We start from the raw sequence: 22,021 nt of genomic DNA, 5'->3' as shown, positions 1-22,021 counted from the left end.
CTCTATATAATTTAGAAGGTTGCATTAATGCTAAAAGAAAACTGTCTGGAGAAAGGATATGTTGTTCCTCTTTCTCTTCTTATGGTTGATAAGTACATCGGTTCAGCAACGTTGGCAGTGAAGTTTAGTGCCTCCAGCTTCAATTTCTGGAGTATTTTCTGCGATCGCAGGTCATACTGAAAATTGATGTTGTTACAGACCAGGGTATTTTCATCCTGAACAAAACGTGACGTTTTGAAGGTCGGAGTAGTCACCAGCAATCCTTTGAATGCTGCAATATCTCCTGGTTGTTGCCAGCGGCTATCATAAACACGTGAATCTACATTATATTTATAGCTATTGGTCTCAACCCTGGAAACTAGAGTACTGTTGTATTGCTGTGCGCCTACTGTGTATCTGAATGAAGCATTAACAGAGAACTCCTTATATTTCACCATGGTGCTGAAGTTTCCGAAAATAGTAGGATCTGTAGACCCCACAGACACGATGTCACTTGCTTTCCATGTATATGTTGGCAGACCATCTTTACCAAGATATAATTCCTTCCCTGTACTTGGATCGATACCCAGTGAAGGAACTACCCAGATGTCGTTGCTCGAATATCCTTCAATGTACAAACGGCCCGGATCTGCAGTACCGTTCAGGGTACCTGCCTGGGCATCCTTCAATGCCTGAGAAGTTTCTACTACTTTATTTTTGTTGTGCATTAAGGCCCCGGAAACACTCCATGTAAAGCCTTTTGGATCCATCATTAAAAATCCTGTCGCTTTCAGTTCGTATCCCTTGTTTCTTAATTTACCAATGTTTTCTATGTAAAAAGGGAATCCGTTTGAGCTAGGAAGGTTAATGGAGGAAATAAGGTCATTCGTAGTTTCCTGGTATACGTCCGCTGTAATCTTCAAATGCCTGTTCAGGAATTCCGCGTCCATACCTACGTTGTATTTCATTGCCTGCTGCCATTTCAGGTTCTCGTTGCCTAATCCCATCAAATCTGCACCCATCCAGTTAAAATAACGGTCATTGAGGTAATACTGATAGGTGGACAATGCCTGATAAGCGTTAAAATTTTGCGATCCAGTGATACCCATAGAACCACGCAATTTCAAACGGTTGACATATTTATTATCCCGAAGGAATTCTTCATTGTGCAAATTCCAACCTATACCTGTAGACCAAAAAGGAGCGAATCTTTTGTTCGAGCCAAACTGCGAAGATCCATCCAGCCTAAGAGAGCCATCTATGAAATAACGGTTCGCATAACTATAGTTCACGTTACCTGTAAAACCTACAGATCTTACCAGGCTTTCTCTACCGAAGGGCTTACCATCTTTTGCATATTGCAATGCCATAGACGGAAAATCAAAGCTTGCATTGGGGAAACCCTCTGCTAAAAAATTATTAGTAGAACTCTTATCCTGACGGACATTATAATCCATACCGGCAAACAAGATGTGCTTGCCTGCAAAAGTTTTGGAATAAGAAAGGTTCATACTTCCATCATACTGAAGTGCATTGGTAATCCCATATGCATAATCTCCCTTCCTAAACACATCCTGATCTATATAATTGGCAAAAGCGGTATGATCTGCCGGTCTGAATTTATCGTCCTGAACCGTCCCTTTTGTAATTCCAAACTGGCCTCTTAAAACAAGATCATCAGTCAAATTCCATTCTACCGAGGTGTTATTAATCAGTTCAGCATTCTGAGATTTTTCAAATGTGTTTAATGTAGCATTGTATAAAGGGTTCGTCGGCAAAACATTCCAGAAGTTGGAATAGTCAAAATTACCCGGATTGCCCACCACTTTTACAGGATTGCCTTTATCATCAAAAGCTCTCCAATATGGGTTCATCTGTACATATTCAGAGAATAACCCGTAGGGAGACTGGGTTTTTTTAGTTTGCTGGACCTGCAAGTTATTTCTGAACCTTATGGTTTTATAGGTATAGGCCAGCGTAATGTTACCGTTAAAGGTATTACGTCCCGAGCCCTTCATTACTCCCGCAATATTGTTTATCTGAGCGGATGCAGAATAACGGAAGGCCTGGTCACCTCCCTCTAAACGCAGATTATGACGTTGTCCAAGACTGGATCTTAACGGCAGTGCCATCCAATCTGTTTCAACTCCGCTATTCACTTCGTTTAGAATGAAGTTGTAATATCTTTTTAGCGGGAGATCTGTCTCCGCTCTTGCATTATTGTAATAGCCCGCTTTTAATTCAAGATCAAGTTTTTCTCTTGCTTTTAATAAACTATAGTCAGTTAAGTCAGGTGCTTCAAAATTGAAGTTGGCGCCATAGCTCAAACGCAATTTCCCCATCTTTGGAGACTTAGTCACAATAATAATAACCCCGTTTGATCCCCTGGAGCCATACATCGCGGTTGCGGCTGCATCTTTCAGCATTGTGATGGACTCAACTTCGTTCTCATTGATGTCCAGCATTTTCTGAAGTGTAGACTGGAAGCCATCCAGGATAATCAATGGGGTATTCAGGCCCACACGTGTCTGGTCCTGAAGTTCGCCAACATTCGGCAGACTTGAATTACCGCGGATCTGTATTTCAGGTAAACGATTTGGATCTGACCCAAAAGCATTGCTTTCAATGATGTTGAAAGAAGGGTCGATATTTCTTAAAGATGTAATCAAATTTCTATTGCCGAAATCTTGCAGATCCTTTGCTGTTACCGTAGTAGATGCTCCTGTAAAGCTTTTATCAGACTTTTTAAACAATCCTGTATTGATGATCTCCACACCTTTAAGCTGGCTCTCAGCTATACTCATTTTAATTGTAAGCTGCCCCTGGTTGCCTTTCAATTTAATCTCCTGTGGTTCATAACCAACATAATTAACCAAAAGCACATCATCTTCAGAATTAACAACGATTCTAAAGCTTCCATCAGCCGCACTTGCAATAGCCCTTCCATTTGCACCTTTAATCCTGATAGATGCACCTGGGATTGGCTTTCCATTTTCATCTAAAATCTTACCTGTGATGACTATAGCAGCATATGGAACCAATATACGTTCTGGTAGATATTGTACTACTATCGTTTTTTGTTCTATTCTATAAGTTAATGGCTGGTTCTTAAAACAAAGGTCAAGTACTTCCTTTACAGAAGCATCATTTACATTCAAAGTAACCGGGTTAGCTTTGGCTAACATACCAGCATTGTAAAAGAAATCGTAGCCTGTCTGTTTTCTGATTTTTTGTATAATCTGCTCTAATGGAGCCGCCTTTTCCTTGAGCGTAATTTGGGCAAAGCCAGTAGCACTAACTTGCAGAATTACTGTGGTTAATATTATAAAAGTCAGTTTCAATTTTAATAATATCTTGGCATAAGCATTGCCTGTTAAGCATCGCTTAAATGTCATGTAAAAATTCATACATTTGTTTTGTTTGGGTTTAGGATCCAATGTTTAGTAAAGTCGATTTATGAACAGCCTGTCCCGAACAACTACTCTTTAAGAGTAACACATAATTCAGGGGCGTCGCAACCGCTCCTGGATTTTTTTTGTTCCGGATTACTGTTTTGAGAAAGTAAAAGTTATGGCATCACAGTAATCCTCCTTCCTTCGAATTTAAAGTGAACCGTTTCGGTCATGTCCATTATTTTGAGTACAGCCTTAATATTTTTTTGTCTTGAAATTGTACCTGCGAATTCCATTTTAGCTAGTTCAGGCGGACAAACAACATCTACATCATACCACCTGGAAATCTTACGCATGATACTTCCGAGGTTTTCGTTATTAAATACAAAAGTGTCTGTAGTCCAGGCCACAATATCATCTGTATTCACCTCATCCACTTTGATATTGCTTTTGCCTGCAATAGCCTGTTCACCAGGCTTGATAACTACTGAAGTACCTTTATCTACACTAACTTTTACTTTGCCTTCAAGCAAAGTTGTTTTGATGTTTTCTTCATCATCATATGCATTAACATTAAAGTGAGTTCCCAATACTTCAATAGTATGATGATCTGAAACAACCCTAAATGGCATATTTTTATTATAGGCTACTTCGAAATAAGCTTCTCCCTTAAGTTCCACCTTTCGCTCGTTTCCAGCAAATACCATAGGATATTTTAATGACGATTCAGCATTCAATATAACCTTGGTTCCATCGGGAAGGTTAACTTCATATTTTCCACCACGTGGCGTACTGAAAGTATTATATCCAATAGACCCTCCTTTTTGCACTTCCGATTTATTTACCTGATAAACCAGCTGACCATCCTTAGTCTTAGTAATGGTTACTCCTGATTGATTGGCCAGACTTCCTTCTTTTACATCGGTAAGCGAAATTTTAGATCCATCAGCAAGTGTGAGCACCGCCTTGTTTCCACCAGGTAATATTTTAACAAAATCTGCAGACTTTTTTACTGTCTCCGCTTTTTTGGTGTTTTGGAAAAAGAACAATCCGGCGGCAACAATTATAATGGCCGAAGCCGCAGCAGCCATCATAGGCCAAAGCCTGAGTGTTTTCTTATGTTGGTGAACGGGCAAGGACGCCCAAACTTTATTTCTTGCAAAATCTAATACTTCGGGGGTAAGCTCAGATAAGGGTGCCTCATTATAATTTAGATACCAGCTTTCAAGCATAGCCAATTCAGCCTCAGTGCAATTGCCCTGACGGTATTTTAATAATAATTGTGCAGCATCTTTGTTTTTCATCAGTTTTTAACTGTTTGTAGTTTTTTATATATACCCTGTATAAGCATCCCCTTACTAAACATGTATAATCAATAAATAAGTTAGTTGTACAAAAGGCATCTCTTTAGAGAGACCCCCCTTTAAACTATAGACGGGGAGTGGGGTATGTATGGGGTAGAAAGAATTAATAAAAATTTAAAATAAATTTTATAAGCTAATAAAAAGCATCAACCCAAGCTTCACACGCAATATTTTTAAAGCATTGTTAACCTGTTTCCTGACAGTCTGTTCAGACAAATTCAATTGTTCTGCAATTTGCTTGTGGCTCATCTGGTGTCTTCTGCTCAATTCGAAAACCTCACGCATTTTTGGGGGCAGATCGGCAATTCCTTTATCTATGAGTTCAACCAACTGTCTTTCTCTGACCCTATGATCAGTAATACAGTGCCCCTCATCCAAAAAACCCTGAAGGGAACTCACATACTTTGATTCAACTTCCTGGTGAGAAATTACGTCAAGAATTTTATTGCGAACTGCAGTGGCCAGGTATGCCGACAAATTAGTTTTAATAAAAAAATCTCTTCTCTTATTCCAAATGTGCGCAAACAGCTCATGAATGACGTCCTGCGCCTCATCTTTATCCTGCAAACGTTTGTAGGCATGGACATACAGAACATCAAAATAGCGATTATAAATAACGGTAAAAGCAGAGGCGTCATCCTTTCTTAACAAGTCTGTTAATTCAAAATCAGAAAGTGAACTATAAGTCAACATTGCCCCCACAATTAAATTGAACTTTAAAAAATAAATTAGACCATATGTCAAGAAACTGATAAATTCAGGAGAGCATTTGTCAAAAATTCCTTTATCAAATAAATAACATAATGAGTATCAAAGATAATACTAAATAGATAATAATCAAATTGTGAGGAGTCAGCTCTGTCTAAACAAAGCAAAAACCGGTTGGATTCTGCACGGATACTAACCCTACAGAATCCCAGAACCGGATAACTATTACCTTTTGCATCTTCAATAAGCCGCAGGATACGGAAAAGCAATAAAAATAAATGGAAATTTAAATATCTTCATTGCACTGATTTATTGGACAACGCCTACGCCATAAGCGGTTTTCGATTTATTCCCTTTTGCATCAACGGCAATTAATTCAAAACTATAACTCCCGGAGGCAAGGTTGGGTATCTCTATATTTTCTATACGGCTGCTTGTAGGAATCACTTCCATACTATTCTTCCCCTCACTCCAGGAAATAATATACTTTATAACGCCGGGGTCTGCTGTCTTTTCGAAACTAACAATGACACCTTTAGTCCTAGCAGTAACCACAACGTTGTATGGAGCTCCAACTGCATGAAGTTCTCCCCCTTTCACATATTTCAGGTGCTGATCTTCCATTTTACTGCAAGATAAAACCAAACCGGAAACAACCAAAAACAACCAAACAATATTCTTCATTTATCAAGTTTTAATTATTCAAAAATTCATTTAATATTAATTTGAATCTCCCCAAAAATATATGGTTCCAATTCTCAATCTATTGGCATTCGGAAGGTTCCAGGTATCAAATGAAACGATCCTGATATACTTAGCCTGGATAACCGGATTAGGAAAATCAAAACTATGACCAGCGTTTGCCGCATCGATATCCATTTGCGTATTTTGACCAATCACTTTACCGGACGGCTTTATAATTTCATAACTACCTAGTTTGGTCCATGTCCCATCATCCAGTGCGCCCGTAGGTCCGGGAGCCATACTTGACCACATCTCAAAAGTCTTCAGATTCACAAAGTTATAAAGCCCCCCATCTGTTGTCTGGTAAAATTTAAAACGACTAAGTTTTGCGGCTTTACCTAAATAGATCGTAGTCATGTTACCGAATCCACCATAAAAACTAGCGGTAGCCCCTGACAATGCCAATACCTGCTCAAGTGTTTTGCTGGCGCCATAAAGTGAACTCATATCTTTTGGTAGCTGAGCGTTTGTCATAATATTTCTATTCAATAACGTTTCATATAGAGGTGTTACTGTAGTCCAGACCGTATCAGAAAGATTACCCCATTTGTCTATCACATAAGCACCCACTTTATAGGGTTTAGGAGAAAGTCCCCTCACATTAAAATTTATTGGGATCATTTTTGTATACTCTGTATACAATGTCTGGGCTCTTCCTGTGGTATCAACTATGACAACCACCCCAACTTCTGCTTGCGTTTGATTCTGACAGGTAACGTTCACACCACTAAATGTCTCCTGAATCTTTAATGTTGATGCAATAGAACGATAAGGGGGTATCATTGGTTTCACGACGAGATCCACGGGATCTGATTTGATTTCACTGCTGCTTACACTGTACAAGGTTACTTTGTATTCCGCTACTTTAGCAAAGCCATTTACAAAAATGGTATCGGAAAAGTAAGACACTTTTTCCTGTCTTTGTAACTTATCGTTGATCTTGTAGTCGGCCTGAATATACAGAATAGAAGGATCGTTGGGCACCTTATAGGTTATGATTGCGCCCCCCGCAACATTCTCCACTTTTAGATCCGTAACAGGCAAAGGCTTCTTTCCGTCAGAAAAAAGCGGTGATCGCTCATTGTCAACTTTTCGGCAAGCAGTCATACTGCTAATGGCCAAAAAATTCATCAATACAAAAATAATATTTCGCATATTCAATTTTTTTATAGTTACTAATTAACAATTATCTTTAAACCGATATTACCATTTTGGATTCTGAACCAGATTATGATTCACGGACAGGTTATATTCTCTTATTGGGGCCAGCAAATCCCTATTCATAGCAACGGGCTGAAAATAATTCACCTTCTTATAATAAAGTGCTGCTGCATCCGCTGGTACCGAGGTCTTCTTTAAAACATCCCACCCGGTAATGGGTCTGTTTAAAATGTCGAAACGCTTCCAACGACGGGCATTCCAATAATTATTCCCTTCAAACATGAACTCAATTTGTGTTTCTTGTTGTATAATCTCTCTCAAACCTTCCTTAGTGGCAAATTTTGTAGGTTTCTTAGAAAACTGAGTCCAGGACTCCACCACTCCTTTTAGTCCTGCCCGCACCCGAACGGAGTCAACATAGCTATAAACTTCGGCCGAAGGACCTGATGATTCATTCAATGCTTCTGCGTACATCAAATACAATTCAGATAAACGAATGGCCGGCCATGTATACGGGACAATCGTTCTTGTATTGTTATCTCCTGTAGCTTTGTAATTCACTAACTTTTTAGGCCAATAACCTGTCATCGAATATTTGTCATTTGAAGCTGTACCAATCCCTGTATAATAGAGCAAATCTTTCATATAAGTCTTGTACACAAAAGAAGAGCCCTGGAAAGTTAAATCCGCATAAAAACGGTTTTCCCGTTCAACATTAAAGCTAGAGGTTATGAAGCCTCTTTTTAATAAACCCGTATCAAGGCTATTAGGAACGGTTACCAACTTTGTATATCTATTGGCATAATCCCAGGTCGGATCTTCATCAATCGGCACTCCATTTTTAGTATAAAATACTTCACAAGCTTCCATATTGGCACCATAGAAGGCATTCCCGATTATTGCCGGCCTTGAACCGCCATTATTAGGAATCGCCAAAAGTTGTAAGGCATTGGGTTTTGAATTTTTAAAGCCCCAGATGGTCTCTACATTAAAATCTTCAGTGATGGCACAACGAATATCAAGACCAGCTTTTGTGCTTGGTAAAATAGCCGGAGTTCCAACAGGTGCTGAAAAATAATACATACTGTGGCCTACTCCCTGCGCTTCCTGAATAGCAGCTTTACATGCATCAGCTGCATTTTTCCATTTCATTGCATCAAAAGTGATATTCACCAGAGATTGCCCATCTTTGTTTTTGAAGTCCGCATAGTCTGCATTTCCATTAAATAACGGGCTGGCCGACAATACCAGGGCTTGTGCCTTAATCGATAAGGCGACAGCCTTCGTAATGCGGCCCATTTCTTCTGTTGTATTGAAGATTGCAGGAGGCAAATCAGGTGTGGCCTCATCAATCAATTCAACGATGTAGGTAACCACATCATCCACAGGTTCTCTTTTTACTTGTACCTCATCGACATCCGCTGAAATTGGTAAATTCTTCCTGATCACCGGAATAGGCCCATACATGCGTAATAGGAAGAAATGGTAATAGGCTTTGAGAGTCTTAACCTCCGCTATCCACTGTTTTTTTTCATCTTCAGTCATGTCCGGAACTTTATTAATATTTTCAAGAAAAATATTGCAGTCCCTAAGTCCCCTATACATGGGCACACCCGCCCGGGCTCCGTCCCAATAGTTGGCTATAGGGTCGTTGACGCTCTGAGATCCATAAGCGATGTCCAAAAACTGCTGAAGCGCCGGCGCAACAGATAAGGTTACCCCGCCTGTAGGGGCCACGATCTCCCGGGAGGCAACAAAAGTGAAATTGTCTGAATACTCTCCTAATCTGGGCAAATACGAATAACAGGTTGCTAAATATTTTTTAGCCTGTGTCCTGAGTGCAAAAGCATTTTCAATGGTCGGAGTAAAGTCAGGTACAACATCCAGATACTTTCTACAGGATAGGTTGCTTAAAACCACCATCAAAAGAAATAAAATATTTTTTATCTTACTCATCGTTATTATTTTAAAAACTAGTTGAATCTATTTTGTTAGATCCTGATTCTGTTATTTGAATGAAATATTTACGCCAAGGTTTGATATCCTTTGAATAGGGTAAGCCAAACCGTTGCCACCCATTTCTATATCCCATATTTTGAACTTACTGAAAGTGAAGATGTTATTACAAGAAAAATAGAAACGCGCATTTGCCAGACCCAATTTATCCATCACTTTTCTAGGGAGCGTATAACCCACCTCGGCTTGCTTGATGCGAAGGAGTCCTCCGTTACGCATAAACCAAGTGCTCTTTTCTACGTTATTTGCGACTACAGTAGGACTCAATCTAGGCCATAAAGCATAAAGATCCTTATTCTCTTCACTCCAGTGATCTTCTGCATAGGCCTGCAGCAATAATCTTTGATCTCCTACGAAGGGTGAGGTTGCATTGGCGTCAATCCAAAAAGACCGACGCGCTAGTCCTTGAAAGAATACAGAAAAATCAAAATTCTTATAACCTGTTGAAAAGCCAAAACCATATACAATTTCCGGAACGGTAGGAAAACCTATTGGCACCCTGTCAAGGTCAGTGACTGCTCCGTCCTTGTTCACATCCCGGTATTTAATATCGCCTGCGCCATAAGGTCCGAAGGACTGCAAAGGAGAATTGGCCACATCCTTTTCATCTACAAACAGCCGTTCGGCTATAAAGCCCCATTGCTGAGATAACGATTTACCAACATGCGTCAAATTGTCGAGTTCCGTAACTTGTCCATCGATCAACGAGATATACCTTGGCTCTTCATACTGTTCATACCTGCTGGTGGCATAGGTAAAATTAGCCAGACCTTTCAACCACCAGTTTGTTGTTGGCTGAAAATTCATATCCAGCGAAAAATCAAGGCCTCTGGAAGACGCCTTACCAACATTAGCTCTCGGGATCGCGTCGGGATCCAGACCCATCGTAGTCGGAATCGAAGCTCTGGTCATTAGAATATTTTTTCTTTGCTCACTGTAAATATCTACTTGGATATTAAGGTTTTTCAGAAGGGTCATTTCTAAACCCAGGTTGCCCTTTTTTGCGATTTCCCAGGTAATATCATTATTAGCATAGCGACCGATTTCAATCCCATTGACCACATAATCCGAAGGCGTACCGAAAATTGCTCTCCGCTCTGCACTATTCATATTTATACTAGACAAATAAAAGAACCTATCCTGAATACTTCCAATAGCATCGTTACCTACTAAACCATAAGTTGCCCTGAGCTTTAATTTAGATATCATATCTTTTAATGACCCAGCCCAGAACTTTTCATTGGAAGGTGTATAGGCAATACCTCCTGAAGGGAAGAAGCCCCAACGTTTAGAAGCATGAAAACGTTCTGAACCGTTGTAGCCGAAGTTAAACTCCGCAGCATATCGCGAATCGTACACATAAGTAGCACGCCCTGATATCCCTAGATTTCTGTACGGCAAGGAAAGGATTAAATCACTTGATTCTCCAGCATTTAAGCTATTTTTTGCAATACCTACAAGTGTTCCGCTAAAGCTGTGGCGTTCTGCAAATACATGTCGGTAATCCACTGCGGCCTCGCTATAAAATTCCGAAGCTACGTTCTTAGAGGCATTAGCGCCCGTCAGGAATTCTGTCCCAACTGGCGGGACGATTCCCGTTGTAGCTTCGGCATTAATCGGGTACAGATCGTAGCTTCTGGTAATGTAATCATAGTTTGATAACGTATAATAAAAAGGGTTATAAGATCTGGTGATAGAAGAAGAGGAAGACCGTTGAATGCTGATTAAACCCCTGGCAGTTAGTCCTTCTGCAAGGAAACTTAAATTCTGATTCAGTTGTACCTGAGCATTAATAACTGAGGTACCTGATTGACGATATCCTCTCTGCAGTGCTGCATAGGGATTATTATAACTGCCATTTCCGTAGTTACCAAACATGATATGTTTAATGTAGGCGGTCTTAGCAGTAGGTTCGTAATAGGCAGGGAATAATACAGGATTGGTTTGCATGATATTTGCAAAAATCTGGCTCCCTCCATTAATGGGACCTGTATAATCATCAAAACTTCCCGAAATGCGTGTCTGTAACTCTGTGGTTTTACCTAAATCGATATTTACATTGGAACGAATGGAGTAAGTTCTTAATTTAGGATTACTATTGAAATTACTTTTTTTATCTACATTCAATATTCCGTTATCCACGCTGATTGCGCCTGATACATAATAACGGGCAACACCACCTCCGCCACTTAAACTCATGTTTCCGCTTTGGTTAAAACTGCTCTTTTTCAACAACATCTTCTGCCAGTCCGTGGCCGGGAATATCATAGGATCCCCACCAAGCCTTGTCTGTTCAATTTTAGATTTATCATAGCGGTACCCATTTAACGGGTTACGCGTAAGATTCGCTTCATTTGCCAATTCCATGTAGGTAACAGGATCCGCCAGTTTAACATTTCTGGTTGACTGCGTAAGTTTATTGTCCATTCTGGCTGATACGACCACTTTTCCGGTTTTTCCTTCTTTGGTTCTGATCAGGATTACACCATTTGCTCCTTTGGCACCATATAGAGCCGTTGCAGTAGCATCTTTCATGATACTAAAACTAGAGATATCATCTACTTGTAAACGTGCCAAGTCAGTGGTTGAAGCTTCGATATTATCAATCAGAATCAATGGCCCGTTTCTATAACCAAAAGTTGAAACACCTCTGATAAAGAAATCAGCATTATCTGCCCCCGGCTCGCCGCTACTTTGGTAAGCAACCATCCCGGCAATTTTACCGGCAAAAGCATGGGTAAGATTACTGGAAGGAATCTTTAAATCAGCAGGTTTTACTGAGGTTACGGAACCGACAACTTCAGATTTCTTTTGAGTACCGTAGGCAACAACAACGACTTCATCCAGGCCGCCAGTTTTCTCAATCAGTATCACGGTATAGCTATTATCCTTACCAATGGTCAACGCTTGTGATTCGAACCCTATCAAATCAAACCGTAAAACATCTCCTTCGTTGGCTAGAATCTCAAATGCGCCATCATTATTGGTGGAAGTTGCCAAACCCGTGCCCGACTTTACCGTAACGCCGGCAAGTTTGTTTTTGTTAACATCTAATACTGTCCCTGTGATTTTACGCTGTTGATGTTCTTGCCCTTCGGGTATAGGCTTGACATCAGGTAGTTTTACCTTGTCGACGATAATCCTGTTGCCTCTAGTAGTGTAATGGAGGCCTCTTTCTGAAAGCACCTTATCGAGCGCCTCTTTTAACGAGACGTTTTCTAACTTCAGCGACACGCGCTCCATGGGCCTCAAATCTGTTTCTAAATACAAAATGTGGTAACCTGATTGTTTACTTATTTTAGTGACAATCTCCTTTAAGGTTGAGTTTTTAGCATCGATATTAATTCGTTGCCCAAATACATTTGCACTCACCTGACTACTCATCAATAGAATAAGAAGAATGGTAAATTTGGTCATAATGAGATACTTAATTAAGCCATAATTATAAAAATATAGGCTATATTTTTTATACATTTGATTTAGATTTAAATAGTAATAAATTGGTTTGCTTTTTAATCTATAACATAGGCAATCTTGATCAGGAGTGCTTGCAACGCTTCTGATCAGCCTATAATTAGATTTGGTGTTTTTCTACGTAATGATCAATTCATAATCAAAACCTCCTCTCCTTTTATTTTAAATTTTAAACCACTCAACAGCGATAGATCTGCCAAAAACTCTGACAACGGGACATCATTGGGAAATGTACCCCCGATTTTTTTATTATTTATGGGTGACTGAGCAACTACGTTGACATTGTACCAACGAGAGGCAGTTTTCATCACTTCTAATAGCTCTGTGTTGTCAAATACAAAGTACCCCGATTTCCAGGACAGCAATTTATCGGCATCGAAAGATTGCGCAAGAACTTGTTTCTTGTCGATATCTGCCAAAGTCTGCTGTCCAGCCTGCAATTGATAGACTTTTTTATCCATAGAGAAGGTAACATGTCCCTCTAAAAGTGACGTTTTTACAGCATGGTCTTCTTCAAAAGCTTGCACATTAAATTTGGTTCCAGTCACTTTCACCTCGGTTCCCAGCGCCATAACTTTGAATGGCTGTGCTTTATTGGAAACCACTTCAAAATAGCCTTCACCTTCCAGATTTACGACTCGTTCAGATTGCCGATTGAAGATCGCGGTGAAACGCAATACAGCCCCCGCATTCAGCCACACCTTCGTTCCGTCATCTAAAGTCAGGTTAAATTGTCTCTGACTGGGTACTTTTACAGTAATCATGTTTTTATCTTTCTGGGAAGCCAGATTATTTAAGTGCATGTTTTGTCTGAAATCGGATATTGATGCCGATGCGCCTAATTTAATTTCTTTACCATCTGGCATGATCAGCACTACTTCGTTACTCGTATGAGCTTTTGCCTTAGCAATTTCATAAGTTTTTACGGTAGCTATTCTAGTCGAATAGAAATATATAAAAGTGCAGAAACAAGCCAGACAAGCTGCGACGGCCCATCTAATTAAGATTCGGGTATTGTTGGCTTTTTTTCTTTGGGGCCATTTCGGTTCCAATTTCTCCCGAATCTTTCTCTCTATGACTTCCTTATGTGTATTGTCTTCCCAATCCCATGGTTCGCCAACAGGATACTTCAAAATAAGGTGTTCAAGTTTTTTAACTTCCCTATTGGATAATTTGCCTTCGGCATAGTCCAATAGGATTTTCCTAAATTGCTTTTCTTTGTTCATATTAAGACTAGTAGATTTGGCTCGTAGATTTTAGGTCTATATTATAAAGAGCCATAAACAAGCCTTAGGTAGTAGAAGAAAATTAAAAAAGTATATCTGTAATAATTAAAGCTAAAAGTAGCGGCTGATATTCCTTGTCTACCTTTAAACGAAGAATCTTAATTGCATTACTAATCTGCTTCTTAACAGTCTTGTCAGATATATTTAGTTTTCGGGCAATCTCTATATAAGACATGTCATAATTGCGGCTGAGTATAAAAACCTCTTTCATTTTAGGGGGGAGCTTATCTATCTCAATCTCCAGCACTTGATTCAATTCTTTAAAAACAATCCATTCTTCCAATATTGGGGATTCTTCCTTGTATTGTCCTGCATAAAAATCTAGATAGGTAGCATTAGCTAAGTTCCTTCTCAATTTCTTAAAGGCGATATTACGACTCATAATAAATAGAAAGGATTTGATAGATTTAATCTCAGGGATCTTTTCTTTCATCTCCAAAAGGTCTAAAAAAGTCTGCTGCACAACGTCCGCCGCTTCATCTTCGTCTAGAAGAATCCGCATCATCTGCTTAAACAAAGCCGCCCAATGTTCTTCATAAATGGCAGAAACATCCCATTCTGTTTTTTTTTCAGAACTATCTTTATAACGCATGCTTGACCCAGACATGAAATGTGCGATTTTTTAATATTGGTTATCCAATGCAATCTTAATTAAAGAAAAGCATAATTGGAGACAATTTCATATTATTTTTAGTTTAAATGACTGTATAAATTCCTTTCCAATGCCAATTTTTTATACCTTATCTTTCTTAGTTGATTACTCAATCCAGTGAAACCATATTTGTTAGATATTCATTTTATTCTATTAAGGTGCTTTAAGGCAACAAAGCTTAACAGCTTACTATTCAACTGCTGGATCATTAATGACTGCTTCCCCCTATAAGTAAAGTTTTAACTTAACAATTGACAGGCAAAAGTAAAGTCATAGCTTAACTTTTTTTAGCCCCTACTTTGTCGAGTGTCCGCGGATAGCGACAAATGAGTAACATCACTCCTTATGGTCTTCATATTTCTGACTAAAGACATCATCTTCTGCACACAAATCATTTTTATACCTTATTTTTGCCAGATGTCAGGAATTTATATCCACATACCCTTCTGCAAAAAAGCATGTAACTATTGTGACTTTCATTTCAGCACTTCTTTTAAATACATTGATGAACTAACTGATGCCATCTGTAAAGAAATCACTTTAAAAAAACATAGGATATCGGATCAGGTCGGTACAATTTATTTCGGAGGAGGAACTCCTTCGGTACTACCTCAGAAACATTTTGAGAAGATATTCGATACGATTACCCAAAACTTTTCTGTAAAATCCGGAGCTGAAATTACCATTGAGGCAAACCCTGATGACCTGGATGCAAAAAAGATTGCTGAGCTAAGACAATTACCTGTAAATAGATTCAGCATAGGTATTCAATCTTTCTTTGATGAGGATCTTCGCTGGATGAACAGGGCTCATAACGCAGGAGAGGCAGAAACATGTATTAAAAGAAGTCAGGATGCAGGTTTTGAGAATTTGAGTCTAGATCTTATCTATGGTTATCCGCTATTGAATGACAACAAGTGGCTTAGCAATATCAATAAAGCTGTTGAATTTCAAACACCGCATATTTCTGCTTATTCCTTAACGGTTGAGCCGAGAACGGCTCTTGCAACTGCAATAAAAAAGGGGCAGCAACCACCTGTTAATGATGAACAAAGTGCAGCCCAATTCACGATTTTAACTGAAAAACTGAGTGCGTCAGGCTTTGAGCATTATGAGATTTCAAATTATAGTCAGCCGGGTAAGTACGCTGTCCACAATACCAATTACTGGCGAGGCATCCCCTATTTGGGAATCGGCCCTTCTGCTCATGGTTTTGATGGGCACATACGTTATCTGAATATCGCCAATAATGCCTTGTACATGAACAAGCTCCTGGAAAACGAATTACCCGAAACTATCGAAGAGCTTGATCAATACGATAGATTTAATGAATACATTATGACCTCTATTCGTACAATGTGGGGCACAGATCTTAATAAGGTAAACATAGAATTTGGCAAATTATTTATAGAAAACACATTAAAAGCAATCAAACCTTTTATAGATAGGCAATGGCTCGTTAATCAGAATGACCATCTGATTCTGACACAGGAAGGTAAATTATTCGCCGATTACATCGCATCAGAGTTATTTTTGATACAAGATGACCATCTTTAAATATTATTTATAAGAACCATAGATGAAGAATAAAGTAGTTTGGATTACCGGTGCTTCATCCGGTATAGGTGAGGCACTTGTTTACGCTTATGATAAGGCTGGTGCCAGGCTCATCATATCATCACGTAACCGTGACGAATTATACAGAGTTAAGATGGCCTGTAAAAGTCCTGTCAACATACATGTTTTGCCAATAGACCTCGAAAACACCGCTTCATTAATAGATAAGGCCGCTGATGCCATTAAAATTTACGGCACAATTGATCTCCTGATTAATAGCGGCGGAATCAGTCAGCGCGGACTAGCCTTAGAGACAGCGCTTCAAACTGAACAACGGCTCATGAATATTAATTTCTGGGGTACAGCTATACTTAGCAAGGCAGTTCTGCCTGTAATGATAAAAAATGGTGGAGGAACTATAGTCTGTATCAGTAGCCTGGTCGGGAAATTTGGTACAAGAATGCGTTCAGCATACTCAGCATCTAAACATGCGCTTCATGGATATTTTGATTCTTTACGTTCCGAAGTATTTGACAAGAATATTCAAATCACCATCATTTGCCCTGGCTTTATAAGAACCAATGTGACGCTAAATGCATTAACTGCAACAGGAGAAGCTCAGGGGACTATGGATGCAGCTCAGGAAAATGGAATGTTGCCAGAAGAATGCGCAAACCAAATCATAGATGCCATTAAATCAAAAAAGGAAGAAGTCTACATCGGAGGAAAAGAAGTAAAAGGGGTTTTATTTAAACGGCTCTTCCCACTGAGGTTTTCAAAATACCTCAGAACCGCAAAGGTAACCTAAATAGTAATTACAGACACTAAACTCGCTATTGGATTGCCCTGCGCAAACGTTTGCGCTATAATTATAGAATCGGAATAATAAAATATTGATAGTCAGTTAATTACAAGCAACAAGCATTCTATCCAAAATATGACAGAATCAATAAAAAAGGGTTTTCACAAACATAAACATTTGTGAAAACCCTTTTTTTACTATCATCAGATAATATTTATTTAATTGGTTTTATCCAATATGAGTATTCATGTTTTGCAAAAGGAACTCTATACTCTTTCATTGGCATTGAGCCCCAACTGTCAATTCCCTGCATACCACTTTGTATTAAGTCCACATGCATATAAATCTTATCACGTTTGACAAGTTCACCGGAATGATATTGTTTCTTTTCAACTTCAGGGTCAAGATCATCAAGTGAATAAGGAAGTGCCGCAAAGCTCAATAAACTATCCGCCATACCAAAACTCAGGCCCTTGCCTTTTTTATCTGTAAAATTTACCCACCTTACATCTGTCTTGTTGCCACTCTCCTGCGGACGGGCATATGGGAAATACTGATCATCTATGGTTTGATTATATAAACCTACAAACGATCCGGTTTTGCGGTCCCAGTAATTTTCACCTGGTCCACGGCCATAAAATGTGACTTTACTGAACTCTTTATTCAGCTGCAAATCATTACCTACACGCAACATCAATGGATATTTACCCTTATTTGCAGTAAATCTATTGTCTACTTTAATGGCCCCATCTGGCCTGACTGTGAAGACTTGTTCTACACTGGCATCTCCATCAATCAGATCCTTTTTGAAAGTAACTATCGCCACTCCCCCTGCACCATACTGTACGTCGGCAGAGATCAATTTACCTTCGGTATAAGCATTACGCCATTTTCTTAAATTTCTATTGAAACCTGCACCTATATCATTGTCTGTAGGAGCACGCCAAAATCCAGGAGTTGGTCCTTCAGTTAGTAGCTGAGTTCCTTTTACTGTGTAAGCAGTCATTGTTCCTTTGTTCAGATCAAATTCAACAGAGAAATCTTTACCTTTTACCAATGTTTTTACAGCAGGTTTTTCAATTGTCACTTTACCACTGGCCGCAGCCATATTAACTGGCACTGCAATTCCATTCCAGGCAAATTGTTCCGCAGATATATTGTAACCAGCTGGCAAGAATGGCTCAGCGGTTTTTAAATCGTAATAGACATTTAAAAAGTACTCAGCGCCTGCTTTCGCCTTAGTCTTAACGGGAAGAACAATTTCCTTTTCTGTTCTTGGATCAATACTTAAAGTACCTAGTGTGCCTTTTTCTACAACCTTTCCGTTCTCCAACAATTCCCAGTCAAGCTTTACATTATCCAGTCCTTTAAAGAAGTAAGAGTTGTTAACTTTTATCTTGTTGTTTCCTTCGTATGCAGTCTTAATGTACTGGTAAACTTTTTTAACCTCTACAGCCATTGGAGTCATTCCTCTATAGTTGGTAACCACACCTTTTACAGAGAAATTATTATCACTAAAGTCTTCATTTACAGGGCCACTTAGCGGGAAATCACCTCCGTAGGCATTAAATCTCTTGCCATTCCTCACCGTATCGATTGCCTGGTCTATCCATTCCCAGATAAAACCACCTTGTAAATTCGGCTGACTTTCAATCACATCCCAGTATTCTTTGAAGTTCCCTAAGCTATTACCCATAATGTGAGCAAATTCACTCATGATCAACGGCCTGTCAGGATTGCTGTTCGCATATCTTTTTAGCCAGTTCGGATCAGGATACTGAGGTACGATCATATCTGTGTTGTAGTCATTTTCGGCACGTTCATATTGAACAGGTCTAATATCATTGGCCTTTAACCAATCGTATCCTTCATAAAAATTTACGCCGTTACCAGCCTCATTTCCTAACGACCAGGTAATTACTGAAGAATGATTTTTATCACGCTCATACATTCTTTTGATACGTTCCAGGTGGGGTATTCTCCACTGCTTATCATTAGCAAATGTATAAGCCAGATCATAATAACGGCCATGGGATTCAATATTTGCCTCGTCCACTACGTATAAGCCAAATTCATCGCAAAGCTCCATCCAATAAGGATCCGGAGGATAATGTGAATGCCTCACAGAGTTTACGTTTAGCTTCTTCATCATTTCCATGTCCTTACGCATGTCTTCATGCGTAAGCGTATGACCTTGTGTAGCATTGTGCTCATGCCTGTTTACGCCTTTAAAAAACACCCTCTTGCCATTTACCAGGAAATTATTACCTATAAGCTCTACAGTGCGGAATCCAATACGCTGAGGAATTACTTCGAGCGTTTCTCCCTTTTTATTTTTTAGTGTAATGAACAAGGTATAAAGATTTGGTATTTCAGCACTCCACTGAGCAACATCTCCAACTTCTGTATTGAATTGTACGGTGCTTTTATAGTTACCAAGCACTGTTTTTATGCCTTTTGTCTCATCCTTATAAACTGATTTACCTTTTGGATCTATCAGTTCCAGCTCTACAGCAAACGTATCTGGCTTACTATGATTGGTTCTCCTGTCGATTCTATAATTGTCAATTTCAGCAGTCAAAGACAGCAACCCGTTTTTGTAGCTTTTATCCAGAGTAGCTATGGCCTTAAAATCCCTGACGTCAAGTTTTGGAGTAGAGTACAGGTAAACATCCCTCTCAATACCGGAAATACGCCACATATCCTGGCACTCCAGGTAGCTGCCGTCACTCCAGCGGTACACCTGTAAAGCAACCAGATTCTCTCCGGGTTTCACATATTTGGTAATGTCAAATTCTGCTGCAAGCTTACTGTCCTCACTGTAACCTACTTTAACGCCATTAATCCAGATAAAAAATGCTGATTTTACTGCTCCAAGATGGATAAACACCTGTCTTCCGTCCCAATTTTGAGGAAGGTTAAATTTCTTTCTGTAAGAACCTACAGGATTATTATCGGCTGGAATATCAAAAGGAGGATTCATTTTTGCTCCCGTATTCCGGCGCCCAGCAAATTCATAGGGCTGATTTACATAAATTGGCAAGCCATAACCATTGGTCTCCCAATTTGCAGGGACTTTAAAGTTATCCCATTTACTATCATCAAATGCAGTTTTATAAAAATCATCCGGACGCTTACGTGGGTCTTGAACCCAGTTAAACTTCCATTGTCCATTGAGCGTTAAAAAATAGTCCGACTTCTCTTTCTCTCTTTTTGATGCAAGCGCTTTGTTTTCAAAAGCAAATGCTGAGGCCCTCATAGGCATCCTATTGACAGAAACAACTTCAGGAGTCTGAAGCTCTGTTGGAAGCTGCTGAGCCATTATTGCTGAAGAGGCTAATAATAGAGAGAATGTTGTAAAAAAATTCTTCATTTGTGTGTTTAGATTGTATTTAAGTCGAACTTAATATATTTTTAAGTAAAATGCCAACGCAAACGTTTGACTGAATTTTAGCAGCAAAAATTCCTTGCCCTTTTCATACATTCATAGCAATAAACAACACAAACCACACATTAACAAATGAATATGAAAAGAATCTTATTTATTCTGCTCGCATTTCAGCTAACCCTTAGCTCAATTTGCCTTGCAGATTACAATGCGGCAGTAGACCCCATTACTGTGCCACTTGGTGGAAATGGATGGGTTAGTAAAGACTCAAAAGCCCGAATTAGAAATAACGGAATCACCAACTGGTCAGCAGAATCAGATGTCATTTCTATCTATTTCAGAACAGAAAATGCGGGTAAAGCTGATCTTTCTTTAAAACTTAGTGTACCTGAAGGGAATAGCAAAATCAGCATAACTGCCGCAGGAACAACTTTAACAAAGGAAGTAAGCAACCTGGGATCTGCTATTGTTCAAATTGGGACTATTGACATCAAAAACCCTGGCTATGTGAAAGTTGAACTCAGGGGTCTTTCTAAAACCGGCCAGGTATATGCGGAGGTATCAGACCTCATCATTAGTGGTCCGGCTCTTGAAAAAGGCGCAGCTTACGTAAAAGATAATGAAGGCAACTTCTTCTACTGGGGACACAGAGGCCCATCCGTGCACTTAAACTACCGCATTCCAAGTGCCGCGGAAGCCAACACAGAATGGTTCTACAACGAAATAACAGTACCTGTTGGCGATGATGTATTAGGCACCTATTATATGGCTAACGGTTTCAGTGGCGGATATTTCGGTATGCAGACCAACTCTCCTACTGAACGCAGAGTTCTTTTTTCTATCTGGAGTCCATTCAGTACAGATAATCCAAAAGAAATTCCGGACAGCATGAAAGTAATCATGTTAAAAAAGGGCCCAAATACAAAGACAGGAGAGTTTGGCAATGAAGGTTCAGGAGGACAAAGCTATATGCTGTATCCATGGGAAGCCGGAAAAACTTATGCCTTCCTGATTCGTGCACAACCTAACACCATTAAAAAATCTACGATATACACGGCATATTTTAAAGATGTTCAAAAGGGTGACTGGCAATTAGTAGCCAGTTTTGAGCGCCCGAAATCAGGCACTTACCTGAAAGGTTTGCATTCATTCCTGGAATGCTTCTCTCCCCAAACAGGAGATCAGACCAGAAGAGGCGACTATAAAAACCAATGGGCTATAGATGCAAAAGGCGCCTGGCATGAAGTAACTGCTGCCAGCTTTTCTGCAGATAACACTGCAAGAAAAAATTATAGAAAGGATTATGCAGGCGGGTCTGATGACAAATCTTTCTACTTAAAAAATTGTGGGTTCTTTAGTGATTTCACTCCAATATCAACGCCACTGCAAAGAAAACCATCAGGAAAACCACATCCTGTAATAGATTTCAACAAACTGCCTTAAAAGGCAACTGACTAGCATTCGTTAGTAAAAAGCGCCACATTCTATGAATATGGCG

The 22,021-nt window shown here is 39.4% G+C and carries 13 protein-coding genes; 3 read left to right on the top strand and 10 right to left on the bottom strand.

Features of this window, described 5'->3' with window-relative positions; translation table 11 throughout:
• Window positions 1–11: 11 nt before the first annotated feature.
• From R2Q78_RS14735 to R2Q78_RS14695, 9 genes are all read right to left on the bottom strand, one after another.
• Window positions 12–3,386: a SusC/RagA family TonB-linked outer membrane protein gene (locus tag R2Q78_RS14735; protein ID WP_316793208.1), complete on the bottom strand. Its 3,375-nt coding sequence runs from the start codon at window positions 3,384–3,386 to the stop codon at window positions 12–14.
• Between the two features lie 161 nt (window positions 3,387–3,547).
• The gene (locus R2Q78_RS14730) at window positions 3,548–4,675 is read right to left on the bottom strand and encodes a FecR family protein (RefSeq protein ID WP_316793206.1); all 1,128 of its coding nucleotides are present in this window, start codon (window positions 4,673–4,675) and stop codon (window positions 3,548–3,550) included.
• A gap of 186 nt (window positions 4,676–4,861) precedes the next feature.
• Window positions 4,862–5,428, bottom strand: coding sequence for an RNA polymerase sigma-70 factor (locus R2Q78_RS14725; RefSeq protein ID WP_316793203.1), 567 nt, complete (start codon window positions 5,426–5,428; stop codon window positions 4,862–4,864).
• 324 nt (window positions 5,429–5,752) lie between these two features.
• Complete coding sequence (locus R2Q78_RS14720) at window positions 5,753–6,127, bottom strand: DUF4998 domain-containing protein (protein WP_316793201.1); 375 nt, start codon at window positions 6,125–6,127, stop codon at window positions 5,753–5,755.
• A 36-nt stretch (window positions 6,128–6,163) separates the two neighbouring features.
• The gene (locus tag R2Q78_RS14715; RefSeq protein ID WP_316793199.1) at window positions 6,164–7,342 is read right to left on the bottom strand and encodes a DUF4959 domain-containing protein; all 1,179 of its coding nucleotides are present in this window, start codon (window positions 7,340–7,342) and stop codon (window positions 6,164–6,166) included.
• 48 nt (window positions 7,343–7,390) lie between these two features.
• Window positions 7,391–9,304 (bottom strand): RagB/SusD family nutrient uptake outer membrane protein, encoded by a 1,914-nt coding sequence (locus tag R2Q78_RS14710; protein WP_316793197.1) that lies wholly within the window; start codon window positions 9,302–9,304, stop codon window positions 7,391–7,393.
• Window positions 9,305–9,355: 51 nt separating this feature from the next.
• Window positions 9,356–12,781: a TonB-dependent receptor gene (locus R2Q78_RS14705; RefSeq protein ID WP_316793195.1), complete on the bottom strand. Its 3,426-nt coding sequence runs from the start codon at window positions 12,779–12,781 to the stop codon at window positions 9,356–9,358.
• A 185-nt stretch (window positions 12,782–12,966) separates the two neighbouring features.
• Window positions 12,967–14,064: a FecR family protein gene (locus R2Q78_RS14700; RefSeq protein ID WP_316793193.1), complete on the bottom strand. Its 1,098-nt coding sequence runs from the start codon at window positions 14,062–14,064 to the stop codon at window positions 12,967–12,969.
• Between the two features lie 82 nt (window positions 14,065–14,146).
• Complete coding sequence (locus R2Q78_RS14695) at window positions 14,147–14,716, bottom strand: RNA polymerase sigma factor (protein WP_316793191.1); 570 nt, start codon at window positions 14,714–14,716, stop codon at window positions 14,147–14,149.
• Between the two features lie 477 nt (window positions 14,717–15,193).
• Here R2Q78_RS14695 and hemW point away from each other — a divergent pair, with 477 nt between their 5' ends.
• Both hemW and R2Q78_RS14685 read left to right on the top strand, forming a co-directional pair.
• Entirely contained in the window at window positions 15,194–16,333 is a 1,140-nt protein-coding gene (gene hemW / locus R2Q78_RS14690; protein WP_316793189.1) for a radical SAM family heme chaperone HemW, read from the top strand.
• Between the two features lie 22 nt (window positions 16,334–16,355).
• The gene (locus tag R2Q78_RS14685) at window positions 16,356–17,141 is read left to right on the top strand and encodes an SDR family oxidoreductase (protein ID WP_316793187.1); all 786 of its coding nucleotides are present in this window, start codon (window positions 16,356–16,358) and stop codon (window positions 17,139–17,141) included.
• Window positions 17,142–17,349: 208 nt separating this feature from the next.
• Here R2Q78_RS14685 and R2Q78_RS14680 read toward each other — a convergent pair whose 3' ends face one another.
• Complete coding sequence (locus R2Q78_RS14680; RefSeq protein ID WP_316793185.1) at window positions 17,350–20,508, bottom strand: glycoside hydrolase family 2 TIM barrel-domain containing protein; 3,159 nt, start codon at window positions 20,506–20,508, stop codon at window positions 17,350–17,352.
• A 153-nt stretch (window positions 20,509–20,661) separates the two neighbouring features.
• On the opposite strand from R2Q78_RS14680, the gene R2Q78_RS14675 reads away from it, so the two are divergent.
• On the top strand, window positions 20,662–21,966 hold the full coding sequence (locus R2Q78_RS14675) for a DUF3472 domain-containing protein (protein WP_316793183.1): 1,305 nt from the start codon (window positions 20,662–20,664) through the stop codon (window positions 21,964–21,966).
• Window positions 21,967–22,021: the final 55 nt, after the last annotated feature.

The organism is Pedobacter frigoris, from assembly GCF_032678645.1.
GTDB classification, from domain to species: Bacteria; Bacteroidota; Bacteroidia; order Sphingobacteriales; family Sphingobacteriaceae; genus Pedobacter; species Pedobacter frigoris_A.
The sequence above is the reverse complement of the archived record's forward strand: the minus strand, read 5'-3'. Positions and strand labels throughout refer to the sequence as shown.

Coding starts and splice junctions, on each gene's coding strand:
- R2Q78_RS14735 (WP_316793208.1), bottom strand. CDS start 3,386: ATGAATTTTTACATGACATTTAAGCGATGCTTAACAGGCAATGCTTAT.
- R2Q78_RS14730 (WP_316793206.1), bottom strand. CDS start 4,675: ATGAAAAACAAAGATGCTGCACAATTATTATTAAAATACCGTCAGGGC.
- R2Q78_RS14725 (WP_316793203.1), bottom strand. CDS start 5,428: ATGTTGACTTATAGTTCACTTTCTGATTTTGAATTAACAGACTTGTTA.
- R2Q78_RS14720 (WP_316793201.1), bottom strand. CDS start 6,127: ATGAAGAATATTGTTTGGTTGTTTTTGGTTGTTTCCGGTTTGGTTTTA.
- R2Q78_RS14715 (WP_316793199.1), bottom strand. CDS start 7,342: ATGCGAAATATTATTTTTGTATTGATGAATTTTTTGGCCATTAGCAGT.
- R2Q78_RS14710 (WP_316793197.1), bottom strand. CDS start 9,304: ATGAGTAAGATAAAAAATATTTTATTTCTTTTGATGGTGGTTTTAAGC.
- R2Q78_RS14705 (WP_316793195.1), bottom strand. CDS start 12,781: ATGACCAAATTTACCATTCTTCTTATTCTATTGATGAGTAGTCAGGTG.
- R2Q78_RS14700 (WP_316793193.1), bottom strand. CDS start 14,064: ATGAACAAAGAAAAGCAATTTAGGAAAATCCTATTGGACTATGCCGAA.
- R2Q78_RS14695 (WP_316793191.1), bottom strand. CDS start 14,716: ATGCGTTATAAAGATAGTTCTGAAAAAAAAACAGAATGGGATGTTTCT.
- hemW (WP_316793189.1), top strand. CDS start 15,194: ATGTCAGGAATTTATATCCACATACCCTTCTGCAAAAAAGCATGTAAC.
- R2Q78_RS14685 (WP_316793187.1), top strand. CDS start 16,356: ATGAAGAATAAAGTAGTTTGGATTACCGGTGCTTCATCCGGTATAGGT.
- R2Q78_RS14680 (WP_316793185.1), bottom strand. CDS start 20,508: ATGAAGAATTTTTTTACAACATTCTCTCTATTATTAGCCTCTTCAGCA.
- R2Q78_RS14675 (WP_316793183.1), top strand. CDS start 20,662: ATGAAAAGAATCTTATTTATTCTGCTCGCATTTCAGCTAACCCTTAGC.